The organism is Aurantimonas sp. E1-2-R+4, assembly GCF_036549515.1.
Classification (GTDB): Bacteria; Pseudomonadota; Alphaproteobacteria; order Rhizobiales; family Rhizobiaceae; genus Aurantimonas; species Aurantimonas coralicida_A.
Genome location: NZ_JAZHLK010000020.1, coordinates 1 through 20,910 on the forward strand (window position 1 = coordinate 1; position 20,910 = coordinate 20,910).

A 20,910-nucleotide genomic window follows, 5' to 3' on the forward strand; every position below is an offset into this window, starting at 1 on the left:
ACTGGCGGCGCATTCACACCCGCTACGATCGTTGCGCCCACACCTTCTTCTCGGCCATCTGCATCGCAGCCGCCGTCATCTTCTGGCTCTGATCAATGAGTCCTGAGCCTAGCGCTCGCCATCATCGTCCTCCTCCGGACGCTCCGACCCGCGACGCGCCTCGACGGCGGCGACCACGGCATCCGCGGTGATGCCGAAGTGCTCATAGAGATCGGCGGCGCGGCCGCTGGCGCCGAAGCCGGTCATGCCGATAAAGATTCCGTCGCGCCCGATGAAGCGGTCCCAAGCTTGGCGGATTCCGGCCTCGATCGCGACATTGACGGTGCCGTGGTCGAGGATCGCTGCTTGGTATTCCGGGCTTTGCTGCTCGAACAGCTCGAAGCACGGCACCGAAACGACGCGGGTGTGTACGCCGTCCCGCTCGAGACGCGTGCGCGCTTCCATGGCGATCTGGACCTCCGATCCGGTGGCGTAGATCGTCACCTCCGCTTCGCCCGAGGCCGGGCTGATCTCGTAGGCGCCCCGCGCACTGCGGTTCTCGTCGTGCTTGTCGAGCCGCAAGGCCGGCAGATCCTGGCGGCTGAGGGCCAGCACCGAGGGCGCGTGGCGCGATTCCAGCGCGAGTTGCCAGCATTCCACCGTCTCGACCGCATCGGCGGGACGGAACACCTGCATCACTGGCATCGCTCGGAGCGAGGCGAGATGCTCGACCGGCTGGTGCGTCGGCCCGTCCTCGCCGAGGCCGATCGAGTCATGCGTCATCACATAGATGACCCGCTGTCCCATCAGAGCCGACAGCCGCATCGCGCCGCGGCAGTAGTCGGAGAACACCAGGAACGTGCCCGAATAGGGAATGACGCCGCCATGCAGCGCCAGGCCGTTCATCGCCGCGGCCATGGCGTGCTCGCGGATACCGTAATGGACGAAGCGGCCGGAATAGTCGCCGGGAACGATGGCGGCGGTCTGGCTGGTGCGGGTGTTGTTAGAGCCGGTCAGATCGGCCGAGCCGCCGATCGTCTCCGTCACCACGCCGTTGATGATCTCGAGCACCATTTCCGAAGCCTTGCGGGTGGCGACGGTGGGGCGCTCCTCGTTCAGCGCGCGCTTGTAGCGCTGCATGGCCTGAACGAAACCGCTCGGTAGATCGCCGCGCATCCGCCGCTCGAAATCGCCACGGATCTCGGCATCGATCTCGGCGAAGCGTTTTTGCCATTCCTTGCGGCGCGTGCTGGAGCGCAGCCCGGCGATCCGCCATTGGTCGCGGATCGCGGCTGGAACCTCGAATGGTTCATGGTCCCAGCCGAGCGCCTCCCGGGTTGCGGCGAGTTCCTTCGACCCGAGAGCCGATCCATGCACCTTGGCGGTGCCGGCCTTGGTCGGCGCCCCATAGCCGATCGTGGTCTTGCAGGCGACCAGCGTCGGCCGCTCGCTCGCTCTGGCCGCCTCGATCGCCTCGGCGATCGCCTCAGGATCGTGCCCGTCGCAGCGAACCGTATTCCAGCCGCTCGCCGCGAACCGGGCCGCCTGATCCGTCGAATCGGCCAGCGCGACCTCGCCGTCGATGGTGATGCCGTTGTCGTCCCACAGGACGATGAGCTTGTTCAGCTTGAGATGGCCGGCGAGCGTGAGCGCTTCCTGGCTGATCCCCTCCATCAGGCAGCCGTCGCCCACCAGCACGTAGGTATAATGGTCGACGATCCCGTCGCCGTAGCGCGCGTTCATGGCGCGCTCGGCGATCGCCATGCCGACGGCGTTGCCGAGACCCTGGCCGAGCGGCCCGGTGGTGGTCTCGATTCCGGCCGCATGGCCAAATTCGGGGTGTCCCGCGGTCTTGGCGCCAAGCTGGCGGAAATTCTTGATCTGGTCGATGTCGATATCGTCGTATCCGAGCAGATACAGGAGGCTGTAGAGCAGCATCGAGCCGTGCCCGGCCGACAGCACGAAACGGTCGCGGTCGGCCCAGTCCGGGTCGCGTGGATCGAAGGTCAGGAAGCGGGTGAACAGCACCGTGGCGATATCGGCCGCGCCCATGGGAAGGCCCGGATGACCCGACCCGGCCGCCTCGACGGCGTCGGCCGACAGGAACCGGATGGCGTTGGCCATCTGGCGATGCTGGTCGGGTGTTGTCATCAAGGCGCTCCGATTGACGGCCTGACGGCCGTGACGCGCGGCAGTCATCACATGGCTATGCTACTGTCAATAAACGAAGACCGCATCTCGATGCGACGGATCGAGGCGATCGCGCCACTTTCCATGGCCAGCCCGAAACGCTAGACCATGAAGGGCCATACGCGCATTCGCGGAAGGCATATGTCAGAACGGGCTTTGCCCGCAGGTTGGTGTCAGGGGGACGACGCGATGCCGTCGGAAGATCCGTTCGAGGCGGCGCGTCTGCGCCTTCGGACCGCGATCGAGCGGCTGGAACACGCCATCGAGGAGCGTGAGGAGCGGGAATCGTTCCTGCGGGGCGGCGAAGCCGAGATTCAGCGTATGACGGCCGATCGCGGCCGGCTGGCGCGCGAACTCGACGCGGCGTTGGCTCGGGGCGAACGGCTCGATCGCGCCAACCGAGAGGTTTCGCAGCGACTCGTTGACGCGATGGAACGGGTCCGCGGCGTGCTCGAACGCCACAAGTAAGGACAGCGGAGAGAGGTCGAATGCCACAGATCGTCGTCACTATCGACGAAAAGACCTATCGCATGGCTTGCGGCGAGGGGGAGGAGGCCCACCTGACGACTCTCGCTGCGGAGGTCGATGGCCAGATCGCCGAGCTGAGGCAAAGTTTCGGACAGATCGACGATCTCCGTCTGATGGTCATGGCGGCCATCATGGGCTCGGACGAATTGTTCGAGGCTCGGCGGCGGATTAGCGAACTTGAGGGCGAAATCGCCGAACATTCCGCTCGTTCCCACGAATTCGACGGTGCGCGGCATGCCGAGCGCACCCGTTTCGTCGATAGCCTTAACGAGACGGCGGAAGCGCTGGAGCGGCTCGGCGCACGGCTTGGCGACCGTTAGGCGAAGCGCTACGGGAGGGCGACGCCGTGCCTAGGCATCGCCGCGAGGCTTGATCGTTGTTGCGGCGGGACGCCACCCTAGATCCGCTTCCATGAGCAACGTCCGATCCCCTGCGTCCATCCCTGCCGTCCGCCAGAAAAGCCGCTTCCGGCCTGCCCTTGTGGCCTCACTGGTGGGGCCGCTCGCCGCGCTTGCCCTTTCTGGCTGCGCGGCGGTACTCAATGCCGCGACCAGCGGCAATGGCTACAGCGTCGTCGAAGATATTCGCTATATGCCCGGCGACCGCGGCACTTACGACCTCTACATTCCGGCGACGGTAACGCCGGACACGCCGCTCGTCGTCTTCGTTTATGGCGGCGGCTGGGATTCGGGATCGAAGGACCTCTATCTGTTCGTCGGCCAGTCGCTGGCAAGCGAGGGTGTCATCGTCGCCATCCCCGATTATCGCCATTATCCCGAGGTGCGATTTCCGGGCTTCATCGAGGATGCCGCCAGTGCAACCGCGCGAATCGCCAGGACCGTGCGCGGTGGCGCCTACGCCATGCCGGGTGGTCCGCACCCGCTGTTCCTGATGGGTCATTCGGCGGGCGCCGAGATCGCCGGCCTGCTGGCGACGGATGAGTCCTGGCTGGCAAGGGAAAAGCTGGCCTCGCAAAGCCTCGCGGGCTTTATCGGTCTTGCCGGTCCGTATGATTTCCTGCCGCTGACGGAAGAGCGCTACAAGCTGATCTTCCCGGAGGAGCAGCGCGCCGCGAGCCAGCCGATCAACTTCGTCGACGGCGGGGAGCCGCCGATGCTATTGATCGCCGGCGCCGACGATACGACGGTCGACCCGAAGAACACCCGCTCGCTGGCCGCGAAAATGCGCGCCTCAGGCGGTTCGGTGACCGAAACGATTTATCCGGGCGTCGATCATTTAGGGGCGATCACCGCCTTCGCGACCGCCATCCCGCTCAATGATACCGCGATCCGCGACGAGACCCTGGACTTCATCCGGAAGAACGCGCGGTGAGCGCGCTGACGGACTTCGCGGCCCGGCAATTTCCGGGGACGCAACCGATCGCGGGACATTTCGTCAAGGCGGAGCCGATCGTCGACCATCGCTATTTCGGCGCGCTGTTCGCGGCCTTCGCCGAAGATGGCCAGGGCAGTATCTTCGATCACATGGCATACGGGCCGTTCGCCGACGAGGCCGTATTCCGCAGTTGGGCGGAAGCCACCTATCTCGCCGACAACATCCGGTTTCACGCCATCTTGCCTTTGACAACCGGTCGGGCGGAGGGGGTTGCCGCGCTGATGCGCACGGATACGGCGAACGGCGTGAGCGAAATCGGGCATATCTGTCTCGCCCCGTCTCTGCAGCGGTCGCGCGCGGCGAGCGAAGCCTTCTATCTGATCATGCGCCGGGTGTTCGACGAACTGGGCTACCGGCGCCTCGAATGGAAATGCGACGACCGCAACCAGCCGTCCAAACGGGCGGCCGAGCGGCTGGGGTTTCGCTACGAGGGGCTGTTTCGCCAGCACATGATCGTCAAGGGTCGCAATCGCGATACCGCTTGGTATGCGATCATCGACCGCGATTGGCCGACGGTCAAAGCCGGCTTCGAGGCCTGGCTGGCGCCGGACAATTTCGACGCCGAGGGTCGCCAACGGCGCGGGCTGACCGAGATGCGCGAGAGCCTCGCGGCCGGGCAATAACGCGAGGCGGTGATTATCCTCGTGCGGGAACGATGGTCACCATGGCGTCGGACGGGTAGATCGACTCGAACAGAACCCCGTCGCCTGGCATGAAACGCATCAGCGTCCGGCCTTCGCTGTCGGCCATCTCGAGCGTCCCATCGCGCGACGAGCGCCATTGCGAGACGCTTTGCAGGGTGGGCGATCCGGCGCAATCCGGGCCGATCGGAGCGTTGGCAAAGCCGGCCTCAAGGTTTGGGCTCGCCGCAATCTTGCAGGTTGCGCCGCTGCGCAGGTCGATCAAACGCACGGCGTTCAGGCGAGTCGTGTCCGCGGCAGCGGTCGAAACCATTGCCGTGGCCGCGAGGGTCGTTACGCCAGCGACCGGCTCCGTCGCCGTGATCGTCGCGCCCTGCAGGCCGGCGACGAAGACGGAAGCGGCAATTCCGGCCCCAAAGGCCGTTGCGGCAAAGTTCATATCGGTTCCCTCACGAGGTTCTCTGAGACCAATATGCTCCCTACAACCTTAAGCGAAGGTTGACGCGGATCGCGACCGTTATCAAAGCGTTCAGTCGTGGCGTGGAAGGATGCCCGCTTTCACCGATTCCGTTACCGGCGAAACCGGCGTCTGTCCCTGGAACCAATGGGTCAGGTTACGGACGACGAGATCGCCCATCGCACCCCGCGTGTGCCGCGACGCGGAACCGACATGCGGCAGCAGCACGGTGTTGGGCAATGCGATCAGTCGGGCGGGGACGTGCGGCTCCTTTTCGAAGACATCGAGGCCGGCGGCACGGATCGTACCGTTTTCCAGGGCCTCGATCAGCGCCGGCTCATCGATGGTCGTGCCTCGGCCGATATTGACGACGACGCCGTCAGGCCCGAGCGCCTTCAGGACTTTGGCATTCACAGCGCGCTCGGTGGCCGCGCCGCCGGGGGCCGCGATAATCAGCGTATCGACCGAACTGGCGAGGCTTTCCAGGCTTGGATGGTAGCGATAGGTGACATCGGTCCGCTCCGAGCGGTTGTGATATTCGATCGGCACGCCGAAGGCTTCGAGGCGCCGGGCGATGGCCAGGCCGATGCGTCCGAGGCCCATGATGCCGGCGGTGCGCCCGCGCAGCGTCATCGGAGTCAGCGGGTAGTTGCCCTCGCTCTCCCACCGCCCCTCGCGCAGGTGCTTTTCCGCCGCGTAGAGTTCGCGCACCGTCATCAGGAGAATGGCGAGCGTCGTGTCGGCGACCTCATCGGTCAGGACGTCGGGGGTATTGGTGACCATGACACCCTTGGAAGTCGCGTGCTTCACATCGACGCCATCGTAGCCGACGCCGAAATTGGCGATGATCTCAAGGTTGGGCAGCGCATCCATCATGGCGGCCGGCACCGCGCCCATCAGCGCGATCCCGCGTACGGCGTTGCGGCGGTCCTGGCTCAGCTTCGACACATCGCGATCAGGAACATGCTCGACATCGAAGGTGGTCTTCAGCGTATCGAGCGTATCGGGGTTCAGTTTGCCGGGGACGAGGATGGTCATGGAGGACAGGTCGGACATGAGGGTTTCCTTGGAAAAAGTGTGGATCGAAGAATTGCGATGGGTCAGTCGGGCCAGGCGAATTCGCTGGACTGTCGGATTTTGAGTTCCGGAGTGATGAGGATGGTCTCTTCGTTCGCCGGCTCGCCCTGGAGGCGGTCGAGCAAGGCGCCCGCCGCCCGCCGCCCGACCTCGCTCTGGCCGTTCGCGACGGTGGTCAGCGAGGGCGTCGCGATCACCGCCTCATCGATGTCGTCATAACCGATCACCGCGACGTCGACACCCGGCCGCAGTCCCGCGCGCGACAAGCCGTACATGACGCCGAGCGCGACGAGATCGGAAAAGCAGACGATCGCGGTCGGGCGGTTCTCGATGGCGAGAAAAGCGGACACGGCGTCGAAGCCGGAATGGCGGTCACGCGGGCCTTTGATGCGCCATTCGTCGCGGAATTCGATGCCGCCGCGCGTCAGCGCCGCCAGATAGCCGGCCTCCCGATCGCGCCCGGTCGAGGTCATCGCCGTGCCGCCGATCATCGCGATCGAGCGGTGGCCGCGCCCGATCAAATGGTCGACCGCGAGCCCCATGCCGTAGGAATCGTCGCCGCGAAAGCCACAGACGCCGGAGCCCTCGATCGTGCGAGCGATCAGCGTCACCGGCAATTCGTTTTCCTCGGCCAGGTGGATGTCGCTGGCCGGTGTCCCGATGGCCGGTGACAGGATCAGCCCGTCGGCACCAAGTTGCAGCATCGTATCGACGAACGAGCGCTGCTTGGCCAGTTCGTCGTGATGGTTGCACAGGATGAAGGTCTGGCGGCGCCGGTCGAGCTCATCCTCGACGGATTTCAGGATCTCGCCGAAGAACGGATTCATGATGTCATGAACGCAGACACCGAGAATGCCAGATCTCGACGTCCGCAGCGAGGCAGCGCGCCGGTTGTAGATGTAGCCGAGATCGCGCGCCGCATGCTTGATGCGTTCGCGCGTGACCTCCGCGACCAGAGGGCTGTCGCGCAAGGCCAGCGATACGGTCGCGGTCGAAAGACCCAGCGAATCCGCAATCGTCGAGAGTTTGACCTTTTGCGCCACCTAAGACCGTTCCTCCCGTTTCCACTGATGCCGCGTCGATCTATGGCAAACACTGGCGGTCGCGCAAAGCCCTGCCGGTGCTTTCGCCGCAAGGAACGGTGCGGGTGCCGGCTCAATCACCCGACGCGATGTCCCTTGTCGGCGTCGCGCCGGTGTCGGCGAGGTTTTGTGCCATACGCTGCAACAGCTTGCGCAGCGTCTTGCGCTCCCGGCCGGAAAAGCCGGCCAGCGCGGCGCGATCGACGGCCTTTCGCGCCGCGCCCACCGCATCGACGATGGCTGCGCCCTTGTCGGTCAGATGCGCGTGGCTCTGGCGCCCGTCGCGCTCGGAACCCCGTTTCTCGACGAGACCTTGAGCGATCAGGCGGGTCACGGTCTTGGTAATCGTCGGCGGCCGCACCGACAGGCGCTCGGCCAATTCGCGCAAGGACATGCCGTCCTCTTCGCTGATTGCAAGCAGAACCGTGTCCTGTCCGGGATAGAGATCGAGCGTCGCTAGACGTCCCGCCAGAGCGGTCCGCGCGATGCGCGCGGCGACGCCGAGATGCGTCGTCGCCGACCGCTTCCTCTGCTTCTTCCCCGCCATCTTGTCCCAATCCCTCTTCGCGGGGCAAAATGACGAAGTGCCGCTATGTTGTCCACCTTGTTTGCCCGTTACCCTCATGCCAGGAACATCGCTACGGGCCAAACATACCAGGCTCATCACGAGGATCGACCATGCGGCCACGCTACGAGGAGATGACGAGCGAGGAACTCGCGGCCGACCGAGTGTCGCTCGAAACGGCTGTCGCGGTGATTCCGATCGCCGCCGTGGAGCAGCATGGGCCGCATCTGCCGCTCGGCACCGATGCGATGCTGGCCGACGCGATGGTCGAGACGGTTCTGGCAATGCTGCCGGCGGAGCGCCCGGTGACGTTTCTGCCGACGATTCGGATCGGCAAGTCCACCGAACATACGCGGCTTTCTGGCACGCTGAGCTATGACTGGCGGACGGCGACGACGGCCCTGATCGAAATCGGCGAGGGGCTCGCTTCCAACGGCTTTCGTCGTCTCGTCATCGTCAACGCCCATGGCGGCAACACGCCGGTGATGGACACCGCCGCGCTGGAACTACGTAAGGCGCATGGCGTGCTGGCCGCGACCTGCTCCTGGCTGCGCTTCGGCATTCCGGACGGCTTGCTGCCGGCCACGGAGGTCGCCACCGGCATTCATGGCGGCGCGGTGGAGACATCGCTGATGCTGCATTTCCGGCCGGAGCTCGTGCGGACCGGCGCGGTGCGGGATTTCGCCTCGCTCCAGAGCGAACTCGGCGAATCCGCCAAACGGCTGCGGGCGCATGGCCGGCTCGGCTTCGGCTGGATGGCAGGGGATCTCAATCCGGCGGGGGTCGTCGGCAACGCATCGCTGGCGACGGCGGCAATCGGCGCGGCAATCGCCGACTATCAGGCAAAAGCGTTCGTGGAGTTCCTCGACGACGTGCTGGCCTTCGATCTGTCGCGGTTGCGCTGAAAGCTGCTGCGCGGCTTGGAAATCACGTGTCGGCCACGCCGGAGCAGCAAACGGCAGTCGGCTGCGCCTCTCCCGAGAGCATTGCTTCGATGACCCGGCAGTTGCTCAGCTCCGCATCGCTGCAGCCTTGGAGAAGGGCTTGCAGAGTCTGTTCCAGATCCTTCAACTCGGAGATGCGCCGCCGCACATCGGCCATCTGCGCACCGAACAGCAACCGCACCTCGCCGCAGTCGTAAGCATCGCCTCCAGTCCGCACGATGAGGCCGCGCACCTGCGCCAAGCTCAGGCCGAGGTCTCGCGTGCGGCGGATGAACCGCAATCTGCGAACGTGCTCGCCCCCGTATTGTCGGTGGCCCCCAGGCCCACGCGGCACGTGCGGCAAGAGCTCCAGCCCTTCATAGTAACGGACCGTGTCGACACTGCAGTCGGCCAGCCGGGCCAGAGCACCGATCGCAAGCGATTTTCCTGTCGTCGCCATGACCACTCCCTTGAAATTCGTCTCAGCCCCTTGAACCTAGAGTTACTCCAGATCCTACATCGAGAAAATACTGCCGGTCAGCGTCCGTCTGTCTCGGATGCGACCATTTACCGTTTCCGCCGGACCGAGCGTTTGGCCAGCGAATTAACAGGGGATCACAATGCGCCTTCACCATCTTACGACAGCAGAATGGACGAAAACCGTCGGGATTGGGCTAGCCGTCGCGGCGCTGACCGGAGCGATCATGTTTGCGGGCCTAGCAACCGGAGTGTCGCCCTTGCCCAAGCCGCTGGGATTGGCCTTCGCCAATACTTTGCTGGGAGCGGACCTGCCGCTACCTGTCGGACTGCTGTTCCACACGGCGTGGGTCACATTGCTCTCCGCCGTTTATGTCCTGCTGTTTCGAGACAAGTTGACGTTTATGCGGGCGTTCTGGTTGGCCTTCGCGCTCTGGATACTGGTCCTGCTGTTTTTCTTTCCTCTCGTGGGCTGGGGCTTCCTCGGCCTTGCCGTCAGTCCAAAGCTCGTCGTGGCTTCCGCCGTGCCGCACTTGCTGTTCGCGGTCTTCTTGTGGGGGCTGAGCCGCCAGTTTCTCCCAGCCCGAAACGAAACGTCGCGTAACGATCAATAGGACTCACTGGTTGATCGCCCCCATTCAGGTGCGCCGCGATCGGCGGAACCGGTTCAGCTCTCGATCCAGCGCCGCAGGAGATTCGACCGCGTCTTCATCACCCGGTCGAGGGTTTGCCGTGGGACGTCCGCGTGCCGCAGCTCCTCGACGGTGGTGTCGAGATCGAACAGGATTTCGCGCTGTTCGGCGTGCCGGACCTGGCTGCGCGCCCAGCCCACGGCCACCCGGCGCGTGCCGCGCGTCACCGGGTCGACACGGTGGAGGGTGGTCGAGGGATAGGCGACCAATTGGCCAGGCGCGAGCTTGACCTCTTCCTCGCCGGCGGTGGTTTCGATGATCAGCGCGCCGCCGTCGTACGTCTCCGGGTCGTCGAGGAACAGCGTGAAGGAGATGTCGGTCCGAATGCCTCCGATCATGGCATCGTCGACGTGACTGCCATACGCCATGCCGGGCTCGTAGCGGGAAAGGATCAGGGGGGTCAGCCGGCTCGGCCGAGCAAACATGCGAAATAGGGCGTTCGCTTCGATGCGCTTGGCAAGCGTCGCGCGCAGGGTGTCGACCCCGTTGTCGCCGCGCCCCGCCTGGAGATTGTTCTTGACCGCCCGCGCATGCCACCCGGCGGTGGCCCGTCCGTCGACGAATTGGGCCGCGTCGAGCACGGCGCACGCATCTTTTACCTCGTTCTGATTGAGAACGTCGCCGATTACCAAATACATTATCAGTCCTTACTTTGACAATCATGAAATCTATGGAGATTTCATTCTTTTGAATGATTCCAATCAGCGATTTAGACTGATTCTAAAGAATGATTTCATTCTGATTTCTTCTATTTGCCTATAGACGTGGGAGATCGTCTTGTGGCACGGGAAAAGCGGCCGGGCAACACTTTGGCGTGCTCGAGACCGAGATTGAAGGAGCAAGTATGAATCATCGTCGCAAAATTTGGATGGGGGTCGGAGCCTTCGTGTTGGCCGGATCCGCGGCCTCGGCCGGAACGGCAACGACCGGACTGGTGGACGCCGGTCCGCGGCTTTATGCTGGAGAGGAGGCCGCCGAGCGCGGCTATCGCATCGCGGAAGCCGGCGAGTCCGGCGAGGCCGGGCACACGCAGGAAGCGGGCGAGGCCGGCGAAAGTGGCGAGGCAAGCGTCGCCAGCGAGGGCGGCGAGAGCGGCGAGAGCGGCAAGCCTAGCGAAGGCGGTGAGGGTGGCGAAGGAGGTGAAGGCGGTGGATCCGTCGATCTCAAGACTGACGACGCGGCCTATTTCGCCGAGCTTTCGAAGATGCGCGGCCATCTGATGGCGGCCGAGGCACTGCTCGATGCGGGCGAGACCGAGATGGCAGCTCCGCATCTCAAGCATCCGCTGAAGGAGAACTACGAAGCCCTGGAAGCGGCCTTCGAGGCCCGAAGTGTGCCGGAGTTCGAGGCGACCCTTGAAACGATGGAAGCCAGCGACCCGGCCAATTCGGCCGACGCGCTGACCAAGATCGCCGAAGCCCGAAAGGCGATCGACGTGGCCGGAGAGGGAATCGACCCCAGCGCGAAGGTGCTTGGAGTGGTGGCGCTGTTGCGCGAGGCGGCGCAGGAATACGAGGAAGGCGTCAAGGACGGCAAGGTCGAAGAATTGGCCGAGTATCAGGACGCCTACGGCTTCGTGCGAGCGGCCGATTCGGTCATGCAGGGATTGTCGGGCGGTATTCCGGCGGAAGCGGCCGAGGGATTGAACGCGGCGCTGTCGTCGCTGAAGGAGGCGCTTCCGTCTCCTGTCCCATCGAAAGACGGTCTGATGGACAGCGGCGCGTTCAGCGCGGCCGTCGCCAAGGCGGAGTTGGCCGCCTCTGCGATTTAGGCATTTGGGGCCGGCCAAGCCGCCGGCCCCATAGACTACGCTTTCCGCCGCGTTGCCTCCATGAAGCTCCGCAGGACTGCGTTCATGCGGGTCTGATAGCCGGTGCCCTCGGCCTTGAACCAGTCGAGTACGTCCTTGTCGACGCGCAGGCTGATCGGCGTCTTGGCTTCGGGATAGACAAGCTCGGCGTCTTTCCAGAAGTCGGCGCCAAGGCTGGGGCCTTCAGGGGCATCGGGATTGTGATGCAGTTCACCCCGGCGATCCATTTCGCGGATTTCTTCCAGCGTGGCTGTCTTCATAGTCTTGTCGCTCATCGCGACCACCCTTCCATGCCGTGATCAGACGGCGTTTGTTCCCGCGGGGAGTCCAAACCAGGACAAAGCATTCGTCTTCGACGAGGCCGATCGCGACGAAGCGCTTCTCTCCGTACTCCTCGCGACGATCTTCTTTTTGAGCGCAGAAGCCTTCGAAAATCCTGGCCGCGCGCACCATGTCGACACCGCGCTCGCGAAGCACTTGCCCGCGTTTTTCCTCATTCCATTCAAACTCCATCGGTGGCCTCATGGATTTTTGGCAATGGAATTCGGGAGCTTGAAGGACATCGTCCATGAATCGTATATACAGTTTGAATACACCAAGCAACCCCGTGCATTCGCGATCGGACGCGCCTATATCGTTGGCCGGTCCACGAGGGAGACTCTAATGTCCGATACTGCCAACCAGGCCGACGCGCAGATCCCGGTCACCGTCCTGACCGGCTATCTGGGCTCCGGCAAGACGACGCTGCTCAACCGCATCCTGTCCGAGGATCACGGTCGCAAATACGCGGTGATCGTCAACGAGTTCGGCGAGATCGGCATCGACAACGACCTCATCGTCGAATCCGACGAAGAGATCTACGAGATGAACAATGGCTGCGTCTGCTGCACGGTGCGCGGCGATCTTGTGCGCGTCGTCGAGGGACTGACCCGCCGCAAGGGGCGCTTCGACGCGATCATCATCGAGACGACGGGGCTCGCCGACCCGGTGCCGGTGGCGCAGACCTTCTTCATGGATGAGGACGTGCGCGCCAAGACCAAGCTCGACGCCGTCGTCGCGCTGGTCGACGCCAAGCATTTGCCGCTGCGCCTCAAGGACAGCCGCGAGGCCGAGGATCAGATCGCCTTCGCCGACGTGGTGCTGCTCAACAAGACCGATCTCGTTACCCCGGAGCAACTCGCGGTGGTCGAGGCGACGGTCCGTGCGATCAATCCCACTGCCGTGATCCATCGCACCGAACGGGCCGGTATCGATCTGAAACGTGTGCTCGGGCAGGGCGCTTTCGACCTGAAACGCGTGCTCGAAGACGATCCAGATTTTCTCACCGGCGCGGAAGACGCCCATGACGACCATGCCTGCGGCCCGGATTGCGATCATGATCACCATCACCACGGCCATGCCCATCACGGCCACGACCACCACCACCATGATGCGGCTTCGCCCTTGCACGATGTGACGGTGAAATCGGTCTCGCTGCGTGGCGGCGAGCTCGACAGCGAAAAATTCTTTTCCTGGATTCAAGCGCTGACCCAGGAGCAGGGGCCGAACATCCTGCGCCTCAAGGGCATCATCGCCTTCGCCGGCGATCTGGACCGCTACGTCGTGCAGGGCGTCCACATGATCGTCGAGGGCGATCACCAAAGGCCATGGCGCGACGACGAAAAGCACGAGAGCCGGCTGGTGTTCATCGGCCGCGAGCTCGACGCCGAAGAATTGTCCGCCGAGTTCGAGGCGTGCGCGGCACGTCAGCGGGAAAATGCCTGATGCCGTCGATCGCGGCCTATGAGTTTCCGGATTTCGTCGAGACGGCGGTTTTTTTGAAGGATCAGCCGGTCTTCGCGGTCGCCGATGGCACCGTACGGTTCCCGGCGGGCGGCGAGCGGGTTGTCGAGGCGCATCCGGGCGGGTTGTTGTCGGCGCGCTACGATCCCTACGGCCTGCGGCTTCTGACCGGCGGCGAGGATGGCCGCGTGGTGTCGGTGGACGGCGGCGGGGCGGCGCGCGAGATCGCCTCGATCGGCCGCAAATGGATCGCTTCTGTTGCTGGCGGTCCCAAGGATACGGTGGGCTTTGCCTCGGGCAAGACCGCCTATGTCCGGCTTGGCGGCGGCGCGCTCAAGGAAATCCGCCATGAGCGCACGGTCGAGGATATCGCCTTCGCGCCGAAGGGGATCCGCGCGGCGACCGCCCGCTACGACGGGGCCTCGCTGTTCTTTCCCGCGACCGACGCCGCCCCGGCCGCGCTCGAATGGAAGGGAGCGCATCTCGGCATCGATTTTTCGCCCGACGGACGCTTCCTCATAACGGTCATGCAAGAAAACGCCCTGCATGGCTGGCGGATCGATGACGGCAAGCACATGAAAATGACCGGCTATCCGGCCAAGGTGAAAGACTGGTCCTGGTCGGCGAAGGGCAAGTTCCTGGCGACCTCGGGCGCGCCGGCGGCGATCCTGTGGCCGTTCTCCGGCAAGGACGGGCCGATGGGCAAGGCGCCGCTGGAACTGGGCACGCGCGGCGACACGATGGTCACCGCCGTCGCCTGCCACCCGGCCGAGGACATGCTGGCGATCGGCTATGGCGATGGGATGATTCTGGCCGTGCGCTTCGCCGATTCCAAGGAAGCGCTGCTGCGGCGGGGCGGGGCGAGCCCGGTCAGGACGATGGCCTGGAGCGGCGACGGCCGCTTTCTCGCCTTCGGGTCAGAATCCGGCGAGGCCGGCGTGATCGACATCGCAGGGTGAACGATGAGGAACATGGCCACGAGGCTTGGTGACAAGCTCGGAACGATCAGATCCGGCGTTTCTGAGATGAATGCCGCCGAGGCTGGGCGTAGCGCGCGCGATTATCCGCCGAGCCCCGCCTGATGGACGCTCTGACCCTCTTCGGCGTGGTCGCCGTCACGCTGATGCTGGCCTTCTATGCGCTCGAAGAAAAAAGCGCCTGGTTCGTTCTCTCGTTTGCCGGTGCGTGTGCGCTCGCGTCCATCTATGGCTTTCTCTCCGGTGCATGGCCGTTCGGCGTGGTCGAGGCGGTGTGGTCCCTCGTCGCTTTGCGCCGCTGGCGAAAGAAAGCGGCGAACTGAGGCTGACCGACGCGGGCTTTGCTTCTGGTCTGAAGCTACCGCCCGTGTTCCTCGTCCTCGGCCGGTTCGTCCGTCACCGCCGCCTCGATCGTGCAGACGATGCCCTCGGGGCGATAGTCGATCTTGACCTCGCCGCCGAATTCGGCCGCCATCGCCTGTTCGATCAGGCGTGAGCCGAAGCCGCGCGTCTCCGGTGCTTCGACCGGCGGGCCGCCGATCTCCCGCCAAGTGAAGGTGAGCTGCCGCGTTCCTCCCACGACTGCCAATCCCCATTTGATCGTGACATGGCCGCTGTCGTTGGATAGCGCGCCGTATTTGGTCGCGTTGGTGGCAAGTTCGTGCAAACCGAGCGCCAGCGCGAGGCTCTGCCGCGCGGTCAGCCGCAGATCGGGACCGGACGCGGAAATCCGCGTCTCGTCCTCCGGCTGGTGGGTCTTGAGCGAATTGGCGACGATCGCCGCGATCGGCGCCGAGGTCCAACTCGTCTGGGTGAGGATGTCGTGCGCCTGGCCCAGCGCGATCAGCCGCGCCGAGAAGGCGGCGAGCCCATCCTGGACATTGGTTGCCCGGCGCAGCGTCTGGTTGGCGAGCGCGTTGACCATGGCGAGCGTGTTCTTGACGCGGTGCTGCAGCTCGCGCGTCAGCATCTGCTGGCGCTCTTCCGACTGCTTTTGCTCCGTCACGTCGCGCATCGCCCCGACGAAGCGCACGGTCCGCCCATCCTCGACCAATGTCTGACCGCTCGAATGGATGTGGCGGGTGACACCGTCCTCAAGCCCGATGGCGCGATAGACGATATCGTATTCGCTGCTGGAGGTGGAATCGAGCACGGCGGTTACGGCGGCCGCGACCCGTTCATGGTCATCGGCATGCAGTCCAGGCAGGAAGGTATCCTCGTAACTGACAGGCACCCCAGCCCGCAGGCCGAACAGCGCACGGGCACGATCGTCCCATAAGAGCACGCCGGTTCGCAGATCGTAATCGAAGGTGCCGATCGCCGCCGATTCCTGGGCCAGACGAAGCCGTCGCTCCGCCTCGATAAGGGCCTGTTCGGTTTGTCGGCGCTGAGTGAAGGCCCAGGATCGGTTCAGGACATCGCGCACGAAGGCGATCTCCTCATCACTCCACTGCCGGGGCTCGGTGGAGTGCAGATAGAGGATGACCCGAACCCGGCCTCCTTCCACGACCGTCAGATTGACGAGCGCGCCGATTCCGATTTCCGACCACGCCTCCTTGATCGCCGGTGAGGCGGCGTGCTCGTCCGTGTTTTCTATGACGAGCAGGCCGGAGCGTAACTCCTCTACAAAATCGGGCCCAAAGCTTGCGAGCGGAAAAGTTCCCGACAGCGGCGTCGCGCTGTCCGCCGTCCATTCGCTGGAGATCGTCGCGGCTGTTTCGCCAGTGTCGACACTGGCGTAGCCGACCCGATCGATGCACAACGTTTCGCCGAGAATCCGAAGCGCCTTGGTGGTGTGGCTGGCCTGCGCCTCGCCGAGAATGAGTTCGTCACCGAGCCGCAAAAGCGCTGCCTGCCGCGCCTCACGCGCCCGCTCGGCGGTGCGATCGACGATCGCACCGGGAAAGCGCAGCGGCTTTCCGGCGCTATCGTGGAAGCAACGACCCTTCGCGAATATCCAGTGAACCGCGCCATCGCCATCGACAGTCCGGTACTCCTGCGCATAGGGAGACGCTGTCTCGGCGGCGGTTTTGATCGTCGCACTGACCCGGTCGAGATCGTCCGGATGAACGCCGCGCAGAAACGTCTCGATGGGCACACCCTTGTCGGCAAGCGCCGGGTCGACACCGAACAGGCGCGCAAAGCGCGCATCGACATAGACACTGTCGCCCGGAATATCCCAATCCCAGGTTCCGATCAGTTCCGACACCTCGAGCGCGAGGTGCAGCCGCTCCTGGCTGGCCTCCAGTTCCTCACGCTCCTTACGCTCGCGCGTTCGGTCCCGCAGAATCTTGAGGACGCCGACCGGCTTCTCGTCGTCGCCGTAGAGCGGCATCATTTCGCCGCTGGCGAAGAAGCGCGAACCATCGGCCTTGAGGTGCCAGCGCTCGTCGCTTGCCTTGCCCATGCTCAGCGAAATGCGCATTTCGCGCTCGGGAATGCCGTCCTCGACGTCCTCGGGGGTAAAGATCGTCGCGATCGGTCGGCCGACGATCTGGCGTTCGGACCAGCCGAGAACTGCCTCCGCGGCGTCGTTCCAGGTCGTCACGACGCCGTCGAGATCGGCCGCGATGATGGCGTAGTCGACGGCGCTCTCGACGATGAGGCGATAGCGAGATTCGGTTTGGTGCAAGGCCTTTTTCAGGCCGGCGATCTCTTCCACCGCGGTGTCGAGCCGGACCTGCGAATCGTTGCTGGTCCCAGCCTCGATTTGCGACAGCCGCAGCTTTAGCGCTGCGTTCTCCGCGAGCACCGCTGCCAGGCGGTCGTCCTGTGCCAATTCCATGCGGCAGCGTCCCCTGCGCATCTTGAGACAAGTCGGATTCGCCTCGGCTTGTCTCATCGATGTCCCCTTGTCATGCCTATGCCATCTCATCGACAGGTCAACAAGAGTACCCCTATCCAAGCCATTAATTTTAAATGACTATTGGCATTATTTCCTGTGCGGGACAACGTCCCCTTGATCTGCCGTCACGGCAGTATCGGCAGTAATTACAAGAGACTGCCTACGGCCGGTCGGCGCCAATGTTCCGGTGGCGCCAGCAAGATGTCCCGGCGCGATTTCCAGAGCCAGCAACCGGTGTGGCTCGAACGGCCCCGGCATGGCGAGATTCGCCGTGGCCGCGCTCGAAAAGCCGAAGCGACCGTAATATTCCGGATCGCCCATGAGCAGGACCGCACCATGGCCGAGCCGCGCGGCCTCGCAGATGGCATGGCGCATCAGCGCACCGCCGATGCCGGCCTTGTGCATGCTTGGATCGACGGCGAGCGGGCCGAGGAGAAGGGCCGGGACTTCCTCCGGGCCGCGTTGGCCGGCGGCGATGCCCCACAGCCGCACGGTTCCGACCAGGCGACCGTCGGCGGCGATCGCCGCGAAGGCGAGATCGACCGCCGGCCGCCGCCCACGCCGGAGCGCCTCGGACGCTTTGCGCTTGCGGCCGGGACCCATCGCGGCGTTAAGGAGGATTTCGCGCGCGGCGACGTGCCGGCCGGTTTCCCGAACGATCGAAAACAGCGGCGCGGCAGCCTCGAACGCCGTGGCATGAAGGAATGCGGACATAAAACTCCCACTGATCGACAGGAGGCGGAAGGGAACGGCCGGGCAATGCCGCGGCGCGCGGGCGAAACGCCCGGTGCGGCGGCGCCGGGCGTCAGCTTCGGAGCGACAGGCTCCGTCGTCGCAATCGAGTTCTCATGCGGCGCCTCAGATCACGTAGGCGCGCAACGGCTCGATGCCGTTGAAGGCGACAGAGGCGTAGGTGGTCGTATAGGCGCCGGTGCCCTCGATCAGCACTTCGTCGCCCACCGTCAGCGAGATCGGCAGCGGGTAGGGCGTCTTCTCGTATAGAACGTCCGCCGAATCGCAGGTCGGGCCGGCGATGACACACGGTTCCGTTCGCTCACCGTCATGCTTCGTGACCATCGGGTAGCGGATCGCTTCGTCCATGGTCTCGGCGAGACCGCCGAACTTGCCGATGTCGAGATAGACCCAGCGATTGGCATCCTCGGCCGACTTCTTCGACACCAGCACGACCTCCGCCTTGATGACGCCGGCGTCGCCGACCATGCCACGGCCCGGCTCGATGATCGTCTCCGGCAACCGGTTGCCGAAATGCTTGCGCAGGCTGGCGAAAATCGCCTGGCCATAGGCGCTCGCGGTCGGCACGTCCTTCAAATAGCGGGTCGGGAAGCCGCCGCCCATGTTGACGAGGGTCAGCACGATGCCCTTTTCGGCCAACGCCCCGAAGACGTATTTGGCGTCGGCAATCGCCGAATCCCAGGCTTCGGTGTCGGTCTGTTGCGAGCCGACATGGAAGGAGACGCCGGTGGCGGTGAGGCCGAGCGCGTCGGCATGCACCAGCACGTCGATCGCCATCGCCGGAACGCAACCGAACTTGCGCGACAGTGGCCATTCGGCGCCCTCGCCATCGGTGAGGACGCGGCAGAACACGCGGGCGCCGGGAGCGGCGCGAGCGATCTTCTCGACCTCCTCGACGCAATCGACCGCGAACAGCGACACACCGAGCGCGTGGGCGCGGGCGATGTCGCGTTCCTTCTTGATGGTGTTGCCGTAGGAGATGCGCTTGGCCGTCGCGCCAGCCTCGAGCGCCATCTCCACCTCGGCGACCGAGGCGCAGTCGAAGTTGGAGCCGAGCGACGCGAGCAGGCGCAGGACTTCCGGCGCCGGGTTGGCCTTGACGGCGTAGAAGATCGCCGAATCGGGCAGTGCCTTGCGGAAGGCGTTGAAATTGTCCTCGACGATGTCGAGGTCGACGACGAGGCAGGGGCCATCCGGTCGTCGGGTGGCGAGGAAATCGAGGATGCGCTGCGTGGCCATTGGGCTCTCCCATTGACCCGATCCTTGCGGATCGGAAAATCGACGAGGAGCGACTGCAAGAATGCCGCGGACAGCCGATAGCGACCCTCCGAACGGCCTCTTGCGAGACGCGACGATGGCCGGATGCGAACGCGGAACGTCCGTCTCCGGTAATCAGTCTGCCATGGCTTGGTGGGCTTGGACCCGCCGCACTTCAGGCAAGGATGGTGTGCCTCTTCAGTATTCCCGGCTTTGGAGACCAGGAGAGACCAGAAAGGCCCGGACCGTCGTTGCTTCAAGGCGTCCTCGATCTCGCGAAGCTCGCAAAACCGACTGGATGTGTTACGTCCAGGTACCGTCCCGGCAACCCTCGCATTTGAGGACCGGGGGACGCCCACAGGCACGTGCGACTTGGGGCGAGATGCGATGTATGCCGGTGATCCGTCATAAACAAGGGGGAAGATCTCCCCGATTGATTTTTCGACCGTTCCCGTAGCAGGAAGGATCGTCGGCGTTGTCCGGCGGCCACAATCACAAGCCTGGAGCAAGGTGCCGAATGGATACGCTGACCCGGATGCGCGCCTTCATCGCCGTCATCGAGAACCAGGGATTCTCGGCGGCGGCCCGCAAGACCGGACGCTCCAAGGCGCTTCTGTCGAAATATGTGCGCGAGTTGGAGGACGAACTCGGCGTGCTTCTGATCAACCGGACCACCCGGCAGATCGCCCTGACGGCGGCTGGGGAGGTCTATCTGTCGCGTGCTTCCGGCATCCTCGCCGATCTCGAAAGCCTCAACGAGGAGGCGCGCGAAGCGACCGGCGAGGCCAAGGGGACGATTCGCGTCTCGGCGGCCCGGACCTTTGGCGACGCCGAGCTGGGGCTCAGCCTCGTCGACTTCGCCAAGGACCACCCTGACATCGGGCTCGACATCCATCTCGATGACAGTTTCGTCAATCTGGTCGAGGAAGGCTTCGACGTCGCGATCCGCATGACCCGGCTGGCCGATTCGGCGATGATCGCCCGGCGACTGGCCTCGCTCGACTTCGCCATCGTCGGCAGTCCGGATCTGTTGAAGCGGCTCGGCCGGCCGACGCACCCCTCGCAGATCGCCGGCTTTCCAGCGGTGATCGATTCCAATTCGCGGATGTTCTCCAACTGGATCTTCCGCGATCCGGAAACCAGGGAGACGATCCCGGTCACCGTGTCGGGAAAATTCACCGCCAACAGCCCGATCACCGTGCGCGCGGCGGCGATTGCTGGCCTCGGTCTGGCGCTGAGCCCGAGCTTCGTCATCCGCAAGGACATTGAGGCGGGAAAATTGGTGACGGTGCTTGACGACTACATGCCGAGCGAAGCGGGGATCTACGCGGTCTTCCCGCATCGCCGCCATCTACCGGCGCGGGTACGGCTGTTCGTCGACTATCTGGCGGACTGGTTCAAGAAGTGCGACTCGAAGCGGAAAAACGGCGGCTGATCGGCCGATGGCACGAGCCAATTGACGGCTGCGCCTTTACCCGGC

The 20,910-nt window shown here is 64.4% G+C and carries 23 protein-coding genes and 1 pseudogene; 12 read left to right on the forward strand and 12 right to left on the reverse strand.

The window, feature by feature from the left end; genetic code table 11:
- A pseudogene (locus VQ045_RS10780) lies at window positions 1-92 on the forward strand (IS5/IS1182 family transposase); the annotation flags it as partial.
- Window positions 93-108: 16 nt separating this feature from the next.
- On the opposite strand, the gene tkt reads toward VQ045_RS10780, so the two are convergent.
- Window positions 109-2,130 carry a transketolase gene (gene tkt / locus VQ045_RS10785; RefSeq protein ID WP_331830108.1) on the reverse strand — a complete coding sequence of 674 codons (2,022 nt, stop codon included), beginning with the start codon at window positions 2,128-2,130 and terminating at the stop codon, window positions 109-111.
- 228 nt (window positions 2,131-2,358) lie between these two features.
- Here tkt and VQ045_RS10790 point away from each other — a divergent pair, with 228 nt between their 5' ends.
- The 4 genes from VQ045_RS10790 to VQ045_RS10805 all read left to right on the forward strand — a co-directional run bounded on the left by VQ045_RS10790 (window position 2,359) and on the right by VQ045_RS10805 (window position 4,715).
- The gene (locus tag VQ045_RS10790; RefSeq protein WP_331830109.1) at window positions 2,359-2,637 is read left to right on the forward strand and encodes a DUF4164 domain-containing protein; all 279 of its coding nucleotides are present in this window, start codon (window positions 2,359-2,361) and stop codon (window positions 2,635-2,637) included.
- A 20-nt stretch (window positions 2,638-2,657) separates the two neighbouring features.
- Window positions 2,658-3,017 carry a cell division protein ZapA gene (locus tag VQ045_RS10795; RefSeq protein ID WP_331830110.1) on the forward strand — a complete coding sequence of 120 codons (360 nt, stop codon included), beginning with the start codon at window positions 2,658-2,660 and terminating at the stop codon, window positions 3,015-3,017.
- Window positions 3,018-3,108: 91 nt separating this feature from the next.
- The gene (locus VQ045_RS10800) at window positions 3,109-4,029 is read left to right on the forward strand and encodes an alpha/beta hydrolase (protein WP_331830111.1); all 921 of its coding nucleotides are present in this window, start codon (window positions 3,109-3,111) and stop codon (window positions 4,027-4,029) included.
- A complete protein-coding gene (locus VQ045_RS10805) occupies window positions 4,026-4,715 on the forward strand; it encodes a GNAT family N-acetyltransferase (RefSeq protein WP_331830112.1) in 690 nt (229 codons plus the stop codon). The genes VQ045_RS10800 and VQ045_RS10805 overlap by 4 nt, the downstream gene beginning before the upstream one ends.
- A gap of 13 nt (window positions 4,716-4,728) precedes the next feature.
- On the opposite strand, the gene VQ045_RS10810 is transcribed toward VQ045_RS10805, so the two are convergent.
- The 4 genes from VQ045_RS10810 to VQ045_RS10825 all read right to left on the reverse strand — a co-directional run bounded on the left by VQ045_RS10810 (window position 4,729) and on the right by VQ045_RS10825 (window position 7,896).
- The gene (locus VQ045_RS10810; protein WP_327648820.1) at window positions 4,729-5,172 is read right to left on the reverse strand and encodes a hypothetical protein; all 444 of its coding nucleotides are present in this window, start codon (window positions 5,170-5,172) and stop codon (window positions 4,729-4,731) included.
- 90 nt (window positions 5,173-5,262) lie between these two features.
- Window positions 5,263-6,246: a 2-hydroxyacid dehydrogenase gene (locus VQ045_RS10815; protein ID WP_331830113.1), complete on the reverse strand. Its 984-nt coding sequence runs from the start codon at window positions 6,244-6,246 to the stop codon at window positions 5,263-5,265.
- 44 nt (window positions 6,247-6,290) lie between these two features.
- The gene (locus VQ045_RS10820) at window positions 6,291-7,310 is read right to left on the reverse strand and encodes a LacI family DNA-binding transcriptional regulator (protein WP_331830114.1); all 1,020 of its coding nucleotides are present in this window, start codon (window positions 7,308-7,310) and stop codon (window positions 6,291-6,293) included.
- A 112-nt stretch (window positions 7,311-7,422) separates the two neighbouring features.
- The gene (locus VQ045_RS10825; RefSeq protein WP_327622588.1) at window positions 7,423-7,896 is read right to left on the reverse strand and encodes a MarR family winged helix-turn-helix transcriptional regulator; all 474 of its coding nucleotides are present in this window, start codon (window positions 7,894-7,896) and stop codon (window positions 7,423-7,425) included.
- Between the two features lie 131 nt (window positions 7,897-8,027).
- Here VQ045_RS10825 and VQ045_RS10830 point away from each other — a divergent pair, with 131 nt between their 5' ends.
- On the forward strand, window positions 8,028-8,819 hold the full coding sequence (locus VQ045_RS10830; protein WP_327622587.1) for a creatininase family protein: 792 nt from the start codon (window positions 8,028-8,030) through the stop codon (window positions 8,817-8,819).
- Window positions 8,820-8,841: 22 nt separating this feature from the next.
- On the opposite strand, the gene VQ045_RS10835 is transcribed toward VQ045_RS10830, so the two are convergent.
- The gene (locus VQ045_RS10835) at window positions 8,842-9,297 is read right to left on the reverse strand and encodes a MerR family transcriptional regulator (protein ID WP_327622586.1); all 456 of its coding nucleotides are present in this window, start codon (window positions 9,295-9,297) and stop codon (window positions 8,842-8,844) included.
- A gap of 277 nt (window positions 9,298-9,574) precedes the next feature.
- Here VQ045_RS10835 and VQ045_RS10840 point away from each other — a divergent pair, with 277 nt between their 5' ends.
- A complete protein-coding gene (locus VQ045_RS10840; RefSeq protein WP_331830115.1) occupies window positions 9,575-9,928 on the forward strand; it encodes a hypothetical protein in 354 nt (117 codons plus the stop codon).
- 53 nt (window positions 9,929-9,981) lie between these two features.
- On the opposite strand, the gene VQ045_RS10845 is transcribed toward VQ045_RS10840, so the two are convergent.
- On the reverse strand, window positions 9,982-10,644 hold the full coding sequence (locus VQ045_RS10845; RefSeq protein ID WP_331830116.1) for a Fe2+-dependent dioxygenase: 663 nt from the start codon (window positions 10,642-10,644) through the stop codon (window positions 9,982-9,984).
- 248 nt (window positions 10,645-10,892) lie between these two features.
- Between VQ045_RS10845 and VQ045_RS10850 the strand changes: the two genes are divergently transcribed.
- Window positions 10,893-11,777 (forward strand): hypothetical protein, encoded by an 885-nt coding sequence (locus VQ045_RS10850; protein WP_331830117.1) that lies wholly within the window; start codon window positions 10,893-10,895, stop codon window positions 11,775-11,777.
- 35 nt (window positions 11,778-11,812) lie between these two features.
- Here the strand turns inward: VQ045_RS10850 and VQ045_RS10855 are convergent, their stop codons facing one another.
- Both VQ045_RS10855 and VQ045_RS21990 read right to left on the reverse strand, forming a co-directional pair.
- Window positions 11,813-12,091, reverse strand: a complete 279-nt coding sequence (locus tag VQ045_RS10855; protein WP_327622582.1) for a BrnA antitoxin family protein — start codon at window positions 12,089-12,091, stop codon at window positions 11,813-11,815.
- On the reverse strand, window positions 12,027-12,386 hold the full coding sequence (locus VQ045_RS21990; RefSeq protein ID WP_442879850.1) for a BrnT family toxin: 360 nt from the start codon (window positions 12,384-12,386) through the stop codon (window positions 12,027-12,029). The genes VQ045_RS10855 and VQ045_RS21990 overlap by 65 nt, the downstream gene beginning before the upstream one ends.
- Window positions 12,387-12,479: 93 nt before the next feature.
- Here VQ045_RS21990 and VQ045_RS10860 point away from each other — a divergent pair, with 93 nt between their 5' ends.
- The 3 genes from VQ045_RS10860 to VQ045_RS10870 all read left to right on the forward strand — a co-directional run bounded on the left by VQ045_RS10860 (window position 12,480) and on the right by VQ045_RS10870 (window position 14,898).
- Window positions 12,480-13,580 (forward strand): CobW family GTP-binding protein, encoded by a 1,101-nt coding sequence (locus VQ045_RS10860; protein WP_331830118.1) that lies wholly within the window; start codon window positions 12,480-12,482, stop codon window positions 13,578-13,580.
- Window positions 13,580-14,557, forward strand: coding sequence for a WD40 repeat domain-containing protein (locus tag VQ045_RS10865; RefSeq protein WP_331830119.1), 978 nt, complete (start codon window positions 13,580-13,582; stop codon window positions 14,555-14,557). The genes VQ045_RS10860 and VQ045_RS10865 overlap by 1 nt, the downstream gene beginning before the upstream one ends.
- 122 nt (window positions 14,558-14,679) lie before the next feature.
- Window positions 14,680-14,898, forward strand: a complete 219-nt coding sequence (locus tag VQ045_RS10870) for a hypothetical protein (RefSeq protein WP_331830120.1) — start codon at window positions 14,680-14,682, stop codon at window positions 14,896-14,898.
- A 35-nt stretch (window positions 14,899-14,933) separates the two neighbouring features.
- Here the strand turns inward: VQ045_RS10870 and VQ045_RS10875 are convergent, their stop codons facing one another.
- The 3 genes from VQ045_RS10875 to odc2 all read right to left on the reverse strand — a co-directional run bounded on the left by VQ045_RS10875 (window position 14,934) and on the right by odc2 (window position 19,412).
- On the reverse strand, window positions 14,934-17,360 hold the full coding sequence (locus tag VQ045_RS10875) for a PAS domain-containing sensor histidine kinase (RefSeq protein ID WP_331830121.1): 2,427 nt from the start codon (window positions 17,358-17,360) through the stop codon (window positions 14,934-14,936).
- Between the two features lie 147 nt (window positions 17,361-17,507).
- Window positions 17,508-18,134: a GNAT family N-acetyltransferase gene (locus tag VQ045_RS10880; RefSeq protein WP_331830122.1), complete on the reverse strand. Its 627-nt coding sequence runs from the start codon at window positions 18,132-18,134 to the stop codon at window positions 17,508-17,510.
- A 144-nt stretch (window positions 18,135-18,278) separates the two neighbouring features.
- Window positions 18,279-19,412 carry an ornithine/lysine decarboxylase gene (gene odc2 / locus VQ045_RS10885; RefSeq protein ID WP_327622577.1) on the reverse strand — a complete coding sequence of 378 codons (1,134 nt, stop codon included), beginning with the start codon at window positions 19,410-19,412 and terminating at the stop codon, window positions 18,279-18,281.
- A gap of 535 nt (window positions 19,413-19,947) precedes the next feature.
- Between odc2 and VQ045_RS10890 the strand changes: the two genes are divergently transcribed.
- A complete protein-coding gene (locus VQ045_RS10890) occupies window positions 19,948-20,865 on the forward strand; it encodes a LysR family transcriptional regulator (RefSeq protein ID WP_331830123.1) in 918 nt (305 codons plus the stop codon).
- Window positions 20,866-20,910: the final 45 nt, after the last annotated feature.

Excerpts from the sequence above, each read along its gene's own strand:
- VQ045_RS10795 (WP_331830110.1), top strand. The coding sequence starts at position 2,658 with ATGCCACAGATCGTCGTCACTATCGACGAAAAGACCTATCGCATGGCT.
- VQ045_RS10860 (WP_331830118.1), top strand. The coding sequence starts at position 12,480 with ATGTCCGATACTGCCAACCAGGCCGACGCGCAGATCCCGGTCACCGTC.
- VQ045_RS10810 (WP_327648820.1), bottom strand. The coding sequence starts at position 5,172 with ATGAACTTTGCCGCAACGGCCTTTGGGGCCGGAATTGCCGCTTCCGTC.
- VQ045_RS10835 (WP_327622586.1), bottom strand. The coding sequence starts at position 9,297 with ATGGCGACGACAGGAAAATCGCTTGCGATCGGTGCTCTGGCCCGGCTG.
- VQ045_RS10865 (WP_331830119.1), top strand. The coding sequence starts at position 13,580 with ATGCCGTCGATCGCGGCCTATGAGTTTCCGGATTTCGTCGAGACGGCG.
- VQ045_RS10870 (WP_331830120.1), top strand. The coding sequence starts at position 14,680 with ATGGACGCTCTGACCCTCTTCGGCGTGGTCGCCGTCACGCTGATGCTG.
- VQ045_RS10855 (WP_327622582.1), bottom strand. The coding sequence starts at position 12,091 with ATGAGCGACAAGACTATGAAGACAGCCACGCTGGAAGAAATCCGCGAA.
- tkt (WP_331830108.1), bottom strand. The coding sequence starts at position 2,130 with ATGACAACACCCGACCAGCATCGCCAGATGGCCAACGCCATCCGGTTC.
- VQ045_RS10880 (WP_331830122.1), bottom strand. The coding sequence starts at position 18,134 with ATGTCCGCATTCCTTCATGCCACGGCGTTCGAGGCTGCCGCGCCGCTG.
- VQ045_RS10800 (WP_331830111.1), top strand. The coding sequence starts at position 3,109 with ATGAGCAACGTCCGATCCCCTGCGTCCATCCCTGCCGTCCGCCAGAAA.
- VQ045_RS10790 (WP_331830109.1), top strand. The coding sequence starts at position 2,359 with ATGCCGTCGGAAGATCCGTTCGAGGCGGCGCGTCTGCGCCTTCGGACC.
- VQ045_RS10830 (WP_327622587.1), top strand. The coding sequence starts at position 8,028 with ATGCGGCCACGCTACGAGGAGATGACGAGCGAGGAACTCGCGGCCGAC.
- odc2 (WP_327622577.1), bottom strand. The coding sequence starts at position 19,412 with ATGGCCACGCAGCGCATCCTCGATTTCCTCGCCACCCGACGACCGGAT.
- VQ045_RS10845 (WP_331830116.1), bottom strand. The coding sequence starts at position 10,644 with ATGTATTTGGTAATCGGCGACGTTCTCAATCAGAACGAGGTAAAAGAT.
- VQ045_RS10825 (WP_327622588.1), bottom strand. The coding sequence starts at position 7,896 with ATGGCGGGGAAGAAGCAGAGGAAGCGGTCGGCGACGACGCATCTCGGC.
- VQ045_RS10875 (WP_331830121.1), bottom strand. The coding sequence starts at position 17,360 with ATGGAATTGGCACAGGACGACCGCCTGGCAGCGGTGCTCGCGGAGAAC.
- VQ045_RS21990 (WP_442879850.1), bottom strand. The coding sequence starts at position 12,386 with ATGGACGATGTCCTTCAAGCTCCCGAATTCCATTGCCAAAAATCCATG.
- VQ045_RS10890 (WP_331830123.1), top strand. The coding sequence starts at position 19,948 with ATGGATACGCTGACCCGGATGCGCGCCTTCATCGCCGTCATCGAGAAC.
- VQ045_RS10815 (WP_331830113.1), bottom strand. The coding sequence starts at position 6,246 with ATGTCCGACCTGTCCTCCATGACCATCCTCGTCCCCGGCAAACTGAAC.